This is a genomic window from Micromonospora sp. CNZ303, from assembly GCF_004345505.1.
In genome coordinates this window covers 66352-79245 of sequence record NZ_SLVT01000016.1, presented here as the reverse complement: position 1 = coordinate 79245, position 12894 = coordinate 66352, and the positions used below count along the sequence as shown (strand labels likewise).

At 71.2% G+C, this 12894-nt stretch carries 11 protein-coding genes; 2 read left to right on the top strand and 9 right to left on the bottom strand.

The genetic code is table 11. From position 1 onward, the window contains the following. Positions 1-13: 13 nt before the first annotated feature. The 5 genes from EV374_RS23350 to EV374_RS23330 are packed head-to-tail and all read right to left on the bottom strand — an operon-like array spanning position 14 to position 5038. Positions 14-943, bottom strand: a complete 930-nt coding sequence (locus tag EV374_RS23350; protein WP_132238816.1) for a carbohydrate ABC transporter permease — start codon at positions 941-943, stop codon at positions 14-16. Beyond that, on the bottom strand, positions 943-1851 hold the full coding sequence (locus EV374_RS23345) for a carbohydrate ABC transporter permease (RefSeq protein ID WP_132238814.1): 909 nt from the start codon (positions 1849-1851) through the stop codon (positions 943-945). Before EV374_RS23345 ends, EV374_RS23350 begins: the two co-directional genes overlap by 1 nt. Positions 1852-1867: 16 nt before the next feature. Then, the gene (ngcE, locus tag EV374_RS23340; RefSeq protein WP_132238812.1) at positions 1868-3304 is read right to left on the bottom strand and encodes an N-acetylglucosamine/diacetylchitobiose ABC transporter substrate-binding protein; all 1437 of its coding nucleotides are present in this window, start codon (positions 3302-3304) and stop codon (positions 1868-1870) included. A gap of 25 nt (positions 3305-3329) precedes the next feature. Then, positions 3330-4079 (bottom strand): SIS domain-containing protein, encoded by a 750-nt coding sequence (locus EV374_RS23335; protein WP_132238810.1) that lies wholly within the window; start codon positions 4077-4079, stop codon positions 3330-3332. Next, positions 4076-5038: a MurR/RpiR family transcriptional regulator gene (locus tag EV374_RS23330; protein WP_132238808.1), complete on the bottom strand. Its 963-nt coding sequence runs from the start codon at positions 5036-5038 to the stop codon at positions 4076-4078. Before EV374_RS23330 ends, EV374_RS23335 begins: the two co-directional genes overlap by 4 nt. Before the next feature lie 190 nt (positions 5039-5228). On the opposite strand from EV374_RS23330, the gene EV374_RS23325 reads away from it, so the two are divergent. Then, positions 5229-6218 (top strand): BadF/BadG/BcrA/BcrD ATPase family protein, encoded by a 990-nt coding sequence (locus EV374_RS23325; protein WP_132238806.1) that lies wholly within the window; start codon positions 5229-5231, stop codon positions 6216-6218. Between the two features lie 244 nt (positions 6219-6462). On the opposite strand, the gene EV374_RS23320 is transcribed toward EV374_RS23325, so the two are convergent. From EV374_RS23320 to ngcE (EV374_RS23310), 3 genes are all read right to left on the bottom strand, one after another. Continuing rightward, positions 6463-7368, bottom strand: a complete 906-nt coding sequence (locus tag EV374_RS23320) for a carbohydrate ABC transporter permease (RefSeq protein ID WP_132238804.1) — start codon at positions 7366-7368, stop codon at positions 6463-6465. Continuing rightward, positions 7365-8273: a carbohydrate ABC transporter permease gene (locus EV374_RS23315; protein WP_101411517.1), complete on the bottom strand. Its 909-nt coding sequence runs from the start codon at positions 8271-8273 to the stop codon at positions 7365-7367. The genes EV374_RS23320 and EV374_RS23315 overlap by 4 nt, the downstream gene beginning before the upstream one ends. Before the next feature lie 73 nt (positions 8274-8346). Then, entirely contained in the window at positions 8347-9765 is a 1419-nt protein-coding gene (gene ngcE / locus EV374_RS23310; protein WP_132238802.1) for an N-acetylglucosamine/diacetylchitobiose ABC transporter substrate-binding protein, read from the bottom strand. Positions 9766-9960: 195 nt separating this feature from the next. On the opposite strand from ngcE (EV374_RS23310), the gene EV374_RS23305 reads away from it, so the two are divergent. Beyond that, positions 9961-11421 carry an acyltransferase family protein gene (locus EV374_RS23305; protein ID WP_132238800.1) on the top strand — a complete coding sequence of 487 codons (1461 nt, stop codon included), beginning with the start codon at positions 9961-9963 and terminating at the stop codon, positions 11419-11421. On the opposite strand, the gene EV374_RS23300 is transcribed toward EV374_RS23305, so the two are convergent. After that, positions 11393-12883: a CoA-acylating methylmalonate-semialdehyde dehydrogenase gene (locus tag EV374_RS23300; protein ID WP_132238950.1), complete on the bottom strand. Its 1491-nt coding sequence runs from the start codon at positions 12881-12883 to the stop codon at positions 11393-11395. The genes EV374_RS23305 and EV374_RS23300 overlap by 29 nt on opposite strands. Positions 12884-12894 lie beyond the last annotated feature (11 nt).

Here is a 12894-nt window from a genome sequence, read left to right as displayed (position 1 = left end):
CGCCCGCCCGGGTCTACTTCACCGCGCCGGAGGTGAGACCCGACTGGATCTGCCGCTGGAAGATCGCGTACACGACGATCATCGGGAGGATGGCGATGGTGAGGGCGGCGAAGAGGCCGGACCAGTCGGCCTCGTAGCCGGCGTTGACCGAGATGTCGGCGATGCCCTGGGTGAGCACCCACTTGTCCTTGGCGTTGGAGAGCAGCACGAGCGGCAACTGGTACTGCCCCCACTGGCCGATGATGTTGAAGATCCCGACGCTGATCAGGCCCGGCTTCGCCATCGGCAGCATCACCTGGAAGAACAGCCGGGTGTGCGAGCAGCCGTCGATCATCCCGGCCTCGGCCACCGAGGATGGCAGCGTCTTGAAGAACGCGGCCAGGAAGAACACCGTGAACGGCAGCGAGTAGGCGATGTAGACCAGCACCACCCCGGTGTGGGTGTCCAGCAGCCCCAGGTTGCGCACGACGAAGAAGAGCGGCACGAGGGCGAGGAACACCGGGAACGCGAGCCCCGAGACGAACAGGTAGTAGATCGCCCGGTTGCCCCAGAACTTGTAGCGCGCCAGCACGTACGCGGCCATCGAGCCGAAGAGCATCGTGCCGAAGGTGCTGCACGCCACCACGATCACGCTGTTGATGAAGTAGCGCCCGACGTTCGCCTTGTTCCAGGCCCGGGCGTAGTTCTCGAAGCGCAGCTCGGCCGGCAGGGTCCACGGGCTGCTGAAGATCTCCGTGGTGTTCTTGAAGGAGGCGAGGAAGGTCCAGAGGATCGGCACGATCACGATGACCGCCCACACGGCGAGCGCCACGTGCCCGAGGTTGGCGAAGAGCCGTACCTCCGAGCGCCTGCCTCTGCCTCCGCGCCCGCCCGCGGCGCCCGGCTTCACGGTCTTCGGCGGTAGCGCCGCCGGTGTCGGCGGCAGCGTCGTCTGCGGGTTCATCAGTACTCCACGCTTTCCCGCTTGGTCAGCCGCAGCGTCAGCGCCGCGAACGTGAGGGTGAGGAAGAACAGCGCCACGCCCATGGCGGAGGCGTAGCCGTACTTCGAGTAGACGAACGCGTTGCGGTAGATCTCCATGGCCAGGACGGTGGTGGCGCCGTCCGGGCCGCCACCGTCCACCGAGAGCACCGAGACGATGGCGAACGCGTCGAAGGCGGCGATGCCCAGGTAGACCCAGGCGACCTGGAGGGTGTCCCAGAGCAGCGGCAGGGTGACCCGGAAGAAGAGCGTCACCCGGCTCGCCCCGTCCACCTCGGCCGCCTCGTAGATCTCGCCGGGGATGGAGGCCATGCCCGCCGAGAAGAGCACCACGTAGAAGCCGACCGCCTGCCAGACCAGCACGCCGATGATCGACCAGAGCGCCAGGTTCGGCCGGACCAGGAAGAGCACCGGGTCGAAGCCGAGCTTCATCAGCACGCCGTTGATCAGGCCGGACTCGTTGGGCCGGTAGACCATCTGGAACAGCACCGCGATGATGGCCACCGCCAGGACCTGGGGGAAGAAGAACACCACCCGGTAGAACTTCGACCCCCAGACCCCCTGGCGCTGCCCGCCGCTGCTCTTTCCGCCCACGTTGAGCAGGAAGGAGAAGAACAGCGCGATGGCGATGGTGATCAGCGGCAGGGCAAGCAGCAGTACGCCGTGGTGCTGGACGGCCTTCCAGAAGTTGACGTCGTCGAACAACCTCCGGTAGTTGTCGAAGCCCACCCACTGCGGTGCGGAGAGCCCCCGCCAGTTGGTCATCGAGATCTGGAACGCCTGCGCGTACGGCGCGATGACGAAGACGACGTACAGCGTGACGGGAACGAAGAGGAACCCGATCACGAACGGATACTTGCCGTGCCGCATGACCCCCACGCCCCGATCAGCGCTTGAACTTGGTGATGGAGCTGTCCTTCTTGATCGCGTCGGCCCGCTTCTGGATGCGCTCCACGAAGGCGTCCGCCTTGATCCGGCCGAACATCAGCTCGTTGGTGGCCGTGCGGACCTCCGTGTCGAGCTCCTTGTACCAGCCGTCGAAGTAGATGTTGAACACGTCCTGGCCGGCGGCCTTGAGCGCGGCCTGCGAGCTGGCCACGCCGGGCGGGAAGGCGAAGCCCTCCGAGCCGGCGGTGACCACGGTCGGGGCCTTGACCACCTCGGTGAAGCCCTTCGCGCCGGCCACCGAGAGCATCTGGCGCATGTACTCCAGGCCGCCCTTGGGGTTCTTGCTCTTGGCCGAGACGAAGTAGCCCTCACCGGCGGTCGCCCGCAGCGCCGTCGCCGGCAACTTGTCCGAGGCGGACAGGCTCGGCACCGGCATCAGCTGGTACTCGAAACCGGACGGCGTGTCCTTCTTCTGCTCGCCCTCCAGCCAGTCGCCGCTGGGGTAGAACGCCAGCTTGTACTGGTTCTGCCGCAGCTGCACGTCGGTGTGCTTGAGCCCCTCGAAGCTCTTGTCGACGTACTTGGCGCCGATCTCGGCCCACGCCGCGGCGGCCTGCTTGACCGCGTCCTGCTGCCAGGCGCCGTCCTCCAGGTTGTCGATGTTCTTCAGCACGTCGGTGCCGCCGATCTTCGCCGCGTGGGTGAGGATCACGTTCCACTGGTAGTACGCGGCGTTCGCTCCGGCGTAGCCGTACGGGGTGATGCCCTTGGCCTTGATCTTGTCGAGCAGGGCGGTGAACTCGGACCAGTCCTTCGCCGGCGCCCAGCCGTTGTCCTTGAACAGCTTGCCCGAGTACCAGATGCCGAAGACGGTGGAGACGTAGTACAGGACGTACGGCTTGCCGTTGAAGGAGCCGACGTCGACGGTGCCCGGCACCACGGTGTCGCGGACCTTCTTGTTCGGGTCGTCGACCGACGGGGCGTCCCACAGCTCGGTGAGGTCCTGGAGCTGACCGTCGGCGACCAGGGCGCCGAAGTCCATCAGCTTCTCGCCGGAGTTGTTGACGAACTCCGGCGGGTTGCCCGAGGCGAACCGCGGCTGGAGGACGGTGGAGACGGCCTGGGTCGACTGGTGCTTGACCTCGGCCTTCGGGAACGCCTTCTTGTACAGCGGCTGGTGCACGTCGGTGGCGTACTTCTCGCCGTAGCCACCGTTGAAGATGACCACCTCGATCGGGACGTCCTCGGGGACACCGAGCGGGTTGGTGGCGCTCTTGGTGCCGCCGGCGGCCTGCTCGTTCTTCTCGTCGCCGCCGCTGGTCGCGCAGGCGCTCAGCAGGCCGGCGGCCGGGGTGGCGAGCAGGCCCACCGCGGCGGCCCGGCGCAGCACGGTCCGGCGGCTCAGGTCGGCCGGGTTGTCGGGGGTAATCGACATCGTCGTCTCTCCTTGTGTGTTCGGGTCAGGCGGTCCGCCGGAGGCGCCCGGCGTACCGCGACTCGAGGGCGTGGTTGTGCTCGTCCCCGCCGGGGACGTTGGCGGAGAGGTAGATAGGGGGTACCTCCCCGGCCTGGTGGAACCGTCGTACGACCTCGGCGGTCAGCAGCTGCGCCAGCAGCGCCGCGGTGACCGAGGAGACCGCACAGACCGCGCCGCCGCCCTCGAGCGGCAGCAGTGCGTCGCCGTACGGCGCGCCGTTGTCCAGCACGACGTCGGCGAGGTCGGCGAGGCGCCGGCCGGACGGGTGCCGCGGGGCGACCCGTGCGGTGTGCGCGACCGAGGTGACCGCGATCAGCGGGTGGCCGCGTCCGGTGACCAGCGTCGCCAGCTCGACCACCGAGCCGTTGATGCCGGACTGCGACGCCACCACGAACACGTCCCGCGGCTGTGGGGCGGCCAGCTCGTAGAGCTGGTGGGCGACCGTGGGATCGCGCTCCAGCTTCGGGTCGGCGAGCACGTCGCGCGGGGCGTCGCCGTGCAGCACCAGGTCGTGCAGGGAGAGCCGGTTGGTGGGCACCAGCCCGCCGGCCCGGGCGACCAGTTCCGCGGCGAACGCCTCGGAGTGGCCGGCACCGAACGCCTGGAGCACCCCGCCGGCGCGCAGGCTGGTGGCGATCAGGTCGGCGGCGGCGCCGATCGCGTCGGCGCTGGCGTCGACGAGCCGGTCGAGCACCGGGCGGACGGCGTCGGCGTACCCCTGGGCGCTGATCATGCGGTGGCCCCCTTCGCGGCCTTGTGCCCGTCGACGGCCTGGGCGGTACGCCGGAAGGCCGCGTGGGCGCGGTCGTGGGTGCGCTGGGCGACGGCGATGTAGAGCAGGTCGAGCACGACCAGCTGCGGGTGCCGGGCGGAGAGCGCGTCGGGGCGGAAGGTGGTGGCCTGGCTGGCGGTGAGCAGCACGATGTCGGCCAACTCGGCCAGGGGCGAGCGCGGGAACCCGGTCAGCGCCACGGTGGTCGCGCCCCGGCTGCCCGCCTCGGCGAGCATCTCGATGGTCTCCCGGGTCTGGCCGGTGTGCGAGATGCCGAGCGCCACGTCGCCCTGGCGCAGCAGGGCCGCGCTGGCGAGGCCCTCGTGCACGTCGTTCCAGGCCCAGGCCGCCACCCCGATGCGGTGCAGGCTGAACTGCATCTCCTCGCCGACCAGGGCGCTGCCGCTGGCCCCGAAGATGTTCACTCTGGATGCCCCGGCGATGGCGACGGCGGCCCGTTCCACCTCGGCGAGGTCGAGCAGCGCGGCGGTGTCGTGCATGGCGCGGGTGTCGGCGGCCATGATCTGGTCGAGGACCCGGGAGAGGGGGTCGCTGGGTTGGATCTCGCGGCCGATGTCGACGGTCCAGCCCGCCGAGCGGGCCCGGCCGGTCTCCGCGGCGATGCCGAGTCGCAGGTCGGCGTAGCCCTCGAAGCCCATCGCCCGGCAGAACCGGGTGATCGTCGCCGGGGAGGTGCCGCTTCGCTCGGCCAACTCCACGATGGTCGCCCGGGCGGCGGCCTCCGGGTCGCTGAGCACGTGCTCGGCGACGCGGCGCAGTGCCCCCGTCAGCTCGCCCGCGCCGGCCCGGACCCGCGCCAGCACGCCGTCGGAGCCGACCCCGAGCGCACCCCGCCGGTCGACCGTGCCGGCGTCGACCACCGCGGTCCCCGCGGAGGTGTCCACCTCGTGATCAACCATGGGGCACCTTTCGGAAAAGAGTGTTAACTGTTAGTGGTAAAAGTTCTTACTAAAGGCCCCTCCGTGTCAAGACTGCGGGCGAAGTTTTCAAACTGTTACCTGGCGCACGGCTCCCGAGCCTGTCCGCCCCTTGCCCCCCGCCGCCGGGCCGACCAGCATGAACGCGGCGTCGATCGAGAGGTGGGTGCGGATGTCCGGCAGCGTCGTGGTCGGTCTCGACGTCGGGGGTACGTCCACGCGGGCGACCGCCCTGACCCTCGACGGGCGGCGGCTGGGCAGCGGCCGGGCGGGCGGCGGAAACCCCACCAGCCACGGTGCCGAACGGGCGGCGGGCGAACTCCTGGCCGCCCTGCGGGAGGCGCTCACCGGCGTCGAACCCGCCCGGGTGCGTGGCGGCACGATCGGGCTGGCCGGGGCGGGCCGGCTGCTCGCCGATCCGGCGGGCCGCGACGCCTTCGACCGGGCCTGGCACGACGCCGGCCTGCGCTGCCCCTACGCCGTGCACGGCGACGCGCTGGTCGCGTACGCCTCGGGCACCGCGAGCCCCGAGGGCACCGTGCTCATCGCCGGCACCGGGGCGATCGCCGCCAGAGTCAGCGAGATGCGGCTGGACCGGGTGGCCGACGGTCACGGCTGGCTGCTCGGCGACGCGGGCTCGGGCTTCTGGCTGGGCCGGGAGGCGGTCCGCCGGCTGCTGGCCGACCTCGACCGGGGGCACGCACCGGGCCGGCTGGCGACCGGGGTGCTCATCGAACTGCTCGGCTCCGCCGAGGTGGCGACCCGCCCCCGGGACACCGTTGACGCCCTCGTCCAGGTGGTGACCCGGCGGCCCCCCGTGGAACTGGCCCGGCTCGCGCCCCTCGTGGTCGCCGCCGCCGTCGACGGCGAGCCGGTCGCCCGTGGGCTCATCGACGAGGCCGCCGCGCACCTGGCGGAGAGCGCGGCGCGGATCCGCCCGGCCGGCGACACCTCCCCCATCGTGCTCGGCGGCGGTCTGCTGACCGGCGACACCCCGCTCGCCTCGGCGGTCCGGGCCGAGGTCGCTCGGCGGTGGCCGGCCGCGCCGCTGCACTCGGCGGGCGACGGCGCGGCCGCGGCGGCCTGGCTCGCCGCCCGGACCCTGCCCGAGGTGACCGACCCCGTCGCCCTGCACGCCCTCCTGGTGCCACCGACCGACTGACCGGCCCGACGCCGTCCCAGGAGGCCCGGTTCATGGGCTGCGGCCGGCTTTCAAGGGCGGCGGCTCTGGGGAGTGGCGGGTCCGGCGGGACGGCGTGGTGGTCCGATGGATGGGGCAGCTCGACAGCGAGCTTGTCCCGACCGCCGCCCTCCCTGCCCGTCCGTCAAGGGCGATCGGACGACGAGGCGGACGAACCGCTCCCGACGCCCCGACGCCCCGACAGGATGATCGGTAGCGGACGCGACTACTTGAGCTGGCCGGCGGTCAGGCCGGACTGGACCTGGCGCTGGAAGAGGATGTAGACCAGTAGTACCGGGACCACCGCGATGGTGAGGCCGGCGAAGAGCTGCGCGTAGTCGCCGGCGTAGCCCTGGTTGACGGAGAGCGCGGCGAGCCCCTGGGCGAGCACCCACTTGGACTCGTCGCCCTGCATGAGCACCTGGGGCAGCAGGAACTGGTTCCAGTGGCTGAGGAAGTTGAAGATCGCGACACTGATCAGTCCCGGACGCGCCATCGGCAGCATCACCTGGAAGAAGAGCCGGAAGTGACCGCAGCCGTCGACCAGTGCCGCCTCCGCTACGGCCGTGGGCAGGGTGCGGAAGAAGGCGGTCAGGAAGAACACCGTGAACGGCAGCGAGTAGGCCGCGTACACCAGGATCAGCCCGGTCCAGGTGCCGAACAGGCCGGCGTTGCGCACCACGAAGAACAGCGGCACCAGGGCGAGGAAGACGGGGAACATCAGCCCGCCGACGAACAGGTAGTAGACGACCTGCTTGCCCCGGAACTCGTAGCGCGCGAAGACGTACGCGGCGGTGGCGCCCATCAGCATGGTCAGGGTGACCGAGCCCGCGACCACCACCAGACTGTTCAGGAAGTACTGGCCGATGTGCGCCCCGCTCCACGCGCGCGACCAGTTGTCGAAGCGCAGCGCGCCGGGCAGCGACCACGGGTCGGCCAGGATCTCCGCGTTGCTCTTGAACGAGCTGATGAACATCCAGAGCAGCGGCAGTACGGTCAGCGCACCCCAGAACAGCAGGAAGCCGTGCGACAGCACGTTGGCGACGCCGAGTTCGCGGCGTACCGGGCGGTCGGCGGGGCCGGAAGGCTCGTCGGGCAGCGCCACGGACGCGGGCTTGTCCAGAGTCGTCACGAGTACTCGATCCTGTCTCGCTTGCTGGCCCGCAGCGCCAGCACCGCCACCGTGAGGGTCAGGAAGAACATCACCACGCCGATCGCCGAGGCGTAGCCGAACTTGGTCTCGCTGCCGAACGCCGTGTCGTACATCCGTACGCCGATGACGTCGGTGGAGAAGTTGGGACCGCCGTTGGTCATCAACTGCACCAGGATGAACCCGTCCAGGGCGAAGATGGCCAGGTAGACCCAGGCGACCTGGACGGTGTCCCAGAGCAGCGGGATGGTCACCTTCCACAGCGTGGTCAGCCGGGAGGCGCCGTCGAGCATGACCGCCTCGTAGATCTCCTTGGGGATGGCCGACATGGCCGCGCCGAAGAGCACCACGTAGAAGCCGACGTTGCTCCAGATCATCACGGCGAGCACGCACCAGAAGGCGGTCCGCGGATCCCCCAGCCAGGTGGGCGCGCCCAGACCGACGCTGTTCAGGGCGCTGGTGAGCAGGCCCTTGTTCGGGTGGTAGACCTCCTTCCACAGCAGCGCGATGATCACCACGGAGAGCACCTGCGGGAAGAAGTAGACCGTGCGGTAGAACGACGAGCCGCGCACCCCGCTGACCCCCGCCCGGCCCTTGCGCCCGCCCATGTTGAGCATGGCGGCGAAGAAGAGGCCGAGCACGATCGTCAGCACCGGAACCAGCGCCAGCAGGATCGCGTTGTTCTTCAACGCGTTCCAGACGTAGTCGTCGTTCCAGAGCGTCTTGAAGTTCGCCAGCCCGACCGAGTTGGCGTCGGCCGAGTAGCCGAGCCAGTCGGTGGTGGAGATCTGGAACGCCTGCAGGTACGGCGACACGACGAAGATGACGTAGAGCAGCACCGGCGGCACCAGGAAGGTGACGATCAGCGGGTACTTGCCATGTCTCACGATGAGGTCCTACCTCTTCAGCGGCGGCCCGGTGGGGGCGGGGCGGTCGGCCCCGCCCCCACCAGCCGGGGTGTCAGGCGGCCCGCTTGTACTTCTTGATCGAGCTGTCCTGGGCGATCGAGTCCGCGCCCTTCTGGCACTGGTCGAGGAACTCCGCCGGGCCGATCCGCCCGCTGAAGAACTCGCCGCACGCGGCGTCGATCAGGTTGCGCTCCAGCTTGCGGTAGTAGTTGTTGTAGACCCAGTTGAAGCCGTTGCTGCCGGAGGCCTCCAGCGCCTTGACGACCGTGTTCAGCCCGAACGGCAGCTCGACGCCCTCGCTGGCACCGGCCACCACGGTCAGGCTGGAGACCTTCTTGGTGAAGTCCTGCGCGCCCTTCTTGGAGAGCATGACCCGGAAGAACTCCAGGCCGCCGGCGACGTTCTTGGCCTTCGCCGGGACCATGAACGGCTCGCCGGCGGTGCCCCGGACGGCCTCGAACGGCAGCTTGTCGCCGCTGCCCAGACTCGGGGTCGGCTGGATGGTCATGTTGAACCCGGCCGGCGTGACGTCCTTCTGCTCGCTCTCCAGCCAGGAACCGCAGGAGATGAAGGCCGCCTTGCCCTGGCACCACGCGGTCTGCGACTGCTTGTGGTCGAGGCCGGGCGAGCCCTCCAGGATGAACTTGTCCTTGACGATCTGGTGCCAGGCGTCGGCCGCGGTCTTCATCGCGTCGGACTTCCAGGCGTTGGGCTCCAGGTTGTCGATCGCCGTGGCGACCGAGGGGCCGCCGAACTTGATGGCGGTCGAGATGACCGGCCAGCTCATGTAGCGCGGGTGCGCACCCGCGTACGTCCAGGGGGCGATGCCCGCGGCCTTGATCTGCTTGCACAGCGCGATGTGCTCGTCCCAGGTCTTGGCGTACTCCCACTTGCGCTCGGTGAAGAGCTTGGTGGAGTGCCAGATGCCGTAGACGGTGTAGGTGTAGTTCATCACCAGGAACTTGCCGTCGTACGAGCCGACCTCGACGGCGCCCGGCAGCAGGGTGTCCTTGACCGTCTTGCCCGGGATGTCGAGGCTCGGGGCGGCCAGCAGCTCGCCCAGGTCGGCGATGGCGTTCTGCGACACCAGGCCGTTGAAGTCGATCTGGTTGGCGCCGGAGTTGTTGACCACGTCCGGCGGGGTGTTGTCGACGAAGCGCGGCTGGAGGGTCTTCGCGATCTCCTGCGTCGCCGAGTGGTTGATCTTCGCCTTCGGGTACTTCTCGGTGTACATGGCCTCGTGGGCCTTCGCGTACTCCTCGCCGAAGCCGCCGTTGAAGATCACCACCTCGAGGGGCGCGTCCTCCTTGACACCGAGCGGGTTCTGCTCGCTCTTGGTGCCCTTGTAGGTGCCGGCGTCGCCCTTGTCGTCGTCACCGCCGCCCGTGGCGCAGCCGGTCAGCAGGCCGGCGGCGGGGGTGGCCAGGAGGCCGGCGGCGGCGGTGCGCCGCAGGATGTCACGCCTGTTCATGGTCTCTCCTCGGATCGGTCCGGGCGGTCGCCGGATGGGGGATGGTGACCGCCGCACGAGGCGCAGGGGGAATTTGTCTTCAGTTCGCAATATGTTGCTGAAGAATTTCTACGGCAGGAGGGCGCGGACTTCAACCCCCGGGGACCGAACCGTTATCAGCAGCGGCCAGTCCACGCCTGACGTACCCTCGGGGCCATGCGCCGCCTGCGGCAACTCGCCGCGCGCACCCCCGCTGGTCGGCAACGTTACGTCGACCTGCTCCGGGCGCTCGCGATCGGCATGGTCGTTCTCGGCCACTGGGCGGTCGCCGCGATCGGCGAGGACGCCGCCGGCCGGCCGACGGGGCGCTCGGCGCTGCCCGACCTGCCGTGGGCGTACCCGCTCACCTGGGTCGCCCAGGTCATGCCGGTCTTCTTCCTGGTCGGCGGGTACGCCAACGCCGCCTCGCTGGCCGCCCGCCGGGCCGCCGGCGTCGACGCCACCGCGTGGCTGCTGGACCGGGGCGCCCGGCTGCTGCGCCCGACGACCGCGCTGCTGCTGGTGATCGCCGGCGGCGCCGCGCTCGCGTCGTTCCTCGGTGTCGGGGCGACGCTGGTGCGTACCGTCGCCTGGTTCGCCACGATCCCGCTCTGGTTCCTCGCCGCCTACCTGATCGTGGTGCCGCTGACCCCGGCGATGCTCGCCCTGCACCGGCGCTTCGGCCTGCTCGTGCCGGCGGCGCTGGCCGCGCTGGTCGTCGCCGGCGACGTAGGGCGGGCGCTGGGCCCGGCGGAGCTGGCGCTGCCGAACTACGTCCTCGGCTGGCTGGCCGTGCACCAGCTCGGCATCGCCTGGCGCGACGCCGACGCCGGGCGTCACGACGCCCGCCCGGACGCGGCGGGCGGGCATCCGCCGCGCCCCGCGTCCGCGCGCGACCGGCCACGCCGACGCCGGCTGCCGCTGTCGCGGCGCGCGGGCGCGGCGGCCCTGCTGGGCGGCCTGGCCGCGACGGTGCTACTGACCACCGTCGGACCGTACCCGGTGAGCATGCTCAACGTCCCGGGTGAGCGGCTGGACAACGCCGCCCCGCCCAGCCTGGCCCTGCTGACGCTGACCGCCGCCCAGTTCGGGCTGATCCTGCTGCTGCGCGACCCGGCGGAGCGCTGGCTGCGCCGCCCCCGCCCGTGGCAGGCGGTGATCGCGGTGAACGCCGTCGTGCTCACCGTCTTCCTCTGGCACCTCACCGCCGCGATCCTGCTGGTCGGCGCGCTGGACGCGGCCGGGAGGCTGCCGACCCCGGCCGCGGGGTCGGCAGCCTGGCTGGCCTGGCGGGTGCCGTGGGTGCTGATGCTGACCGTGGTGCTGGCCGCCCTGGTCGCCGTCTTCGGCCCCGTCGAGGCCCGCACCGGCCGCGCCGGCCGCGCCGGGCAGGGCCGGCCGGCCGGCGGCGGGACCGCGTCGGGCCGCGCGCCGGCCGGCGGCGGGTGGCGGGCCACCGTGCGCAGCGCGCTCACCGCCGCCGGTTTCGCCGCCGTGGTGTACGCCCTGGTGGTCAACGCCCAGACGCCGAGGGCGGCGCCCGAGCCGCTGGGGCTGCCGGCGGCGGCGCTGGTGGCGTACCTGGCCGGGGCCGGCACCCTGCGCCTGCTCAGGTCTGGGTGGGGAAGCCGAGGTTGACCCCGCCGTGCCGGGGGTCCAGCCAGCGGCTGGTGACCACCTTGCCCCGGGTGAAGAAGCGCACCCCGTCCTCGCCGTGCGCGTGCAGGTCGCCGAAGAGCGAGGCCTTCCAGCCGCCGAAGGAGTAGTACGCCATCGGCACCGGGATCGGCACGTTGACGCCGACCATGCCGACCTCCACCTCGTGCTGGTAGCGCCGGGCCGCACCGCCGTCGTTGGTGAAGATCGCCGTGCCGTTGCCGTACGGGTTGGCGTTGACCAGCTCCACCGCCTCGTCGTACGAGCCGACCCGCAGCACGCCGAGCACCGGGCCGAAGATCTCGTCGGTGTAGATCGACATGTCCGGGGTGACGCGGTCGAAGAGCGTCGGGCCCAGCCAGAACCCGTTCGGGTCCCCGTCCGGCTCGACGTCGCGGCCGTCCACCACCGGCACCGCGCCGGCGGCCACCCCCGCCTCGACGTACGCGCGCACCCGGGCGGCGTGCGCGGCGGTGACCAGCGGGCCCATGTCGCAGCCACGCCGGCCGTCGCCGGTGCGCAGCCGGCCCATCCGCTCGGCGATCCGGGCGACCAGGGCGTCGGCGACCGGCTCCACCGCGACCAGGGCCGAGATCGCCATGCACCGCTCCCCCGCCGAGCCGAACCCCGCGTTGACCGCCGCGTCGGCCGCCAGGTCCAGGTCGGCGTCGGGGAGCACCACCATGTGGTTCTTCGCCCCGCCCAACGCCTGCACCCGCTTGCCGGCGGCGGTGCCGCGCTGGTGGACGTGCCGGGCGACCGGGGTCGAGCCGACGAACGACACCGCCTTCACGCCCGGGTGGTCCAGCAGCGCGTCCACGGCCTCGGCGTCGCCGTTGACCACGTTGAGCACCCCGTCGGGCAGGCCGGCCTCGGCGAACCAATCGGCCAGCAGCAGCGCCGCGCTCGGGTCCTTCTCGCTCGGCTTGAGCACCACCGCGTTGCCGCAGGCCACCGCGATCGGCAGGAACCACAGCGGCACCATCGCCGGGAAGTTGAACGGGGAGATCACCGCGACCACGCCCAGCGGCTGCCGCAGGCTGTACGAGTCGACCTCGGTGGAGACGTTCTCGCTGAACCCGCCGCGCAGCGCCGAGGGGATGCCGCAGGCGTACTCGATGATCTCCAGGCCGCGCTGCACCTCGCCGGCGGCGTCGGCGAGCACCTTGCCGTGCTCGGCGGTGATCACCTCGGCGAGCCGGTCCCGCCGCGCGTGCACCAGTTCCCGGAAGGCGAACAGCACGGCCGTCCGCCTCGCCAGCGACGCGTCGCGCCAGGACCGGGCCGCGCGCCCGGCGGCCTCCACCGCGACCGCGACGTCCGCCGCCGAGGCCAGCTCCACCTGGGCGGTACGCCGACCGGTCGCCGGGTCGAAGACGTCCCCGTGCCGGCCGGACGAGCCGCTGAACGGCTTGCCGTCGACGAAGTGGCCGATCACGTCCACGCCCTGCTCCG

What these genes read in the sequence shown, in the direction of transcription:
- EV374_RS23345 (WP_132238814.1), bottom strand. Translation starts at nt 1,851, where the DNA reads ATGCGGCACGGCAAGTATCCGTTCGTGATCGGGTTCCTCTTCGTTCCC.
- ngcE (WP_132238802.1), bottom strand. Translation starts at nt 9,765, where the DNA reads ATGAACAGGCGTGACATCCTGCGGCGCACCGCCGCCGCCGGCCTCCTG.
- EV374_RS23325 (WP_132238806.1), top strand. Translation starts at nt 5,229, where the DNA reads ATGTCCGGCAGCGTCGTGGTCGGTCTCGACGTCGGGGGTACGTCCACG.
- EV374_RS23305 (WP_132238800.1), top strand. Translation starts at nt 9,961, where the DNA reads ATGCGCCGCCTGCGGCAACTCGCCGCGCGCACCCCCGCTGGTCGGCAA.
- EV374_RS23335 (WP_132238810.1), bottom strand. Translation starts at nt 4,079, where the DNA reads ATGATCAGCGCCCAGGGGTACGCCGACGCCGTCCGCCCGGTGCTCGAC.
- ngcE (WP_132238812.1), bottom strand. Translation starts at nt 3,304, where the DNA reads ATGTCGATTACCCCCGACAACCCGGCCGACCTGAGCCGCCGGACCGTG.
- EV374_RS23350 (WP_132238816.1), bottom strand. Translation starts at nt 943, where the DNA reads ATGAACCCGCAGACGACGCTGCCGCCGACACCGGCGGCGCTACCGCCG.
- EV374_RS23330 (WP_132238808.1), bottom strand. Translation starts at nt 5,038, where the DNA reads ATGGTTGATCACGAGGTGGACACCTCCGCGGGGACCGCGGTGGTCGAC.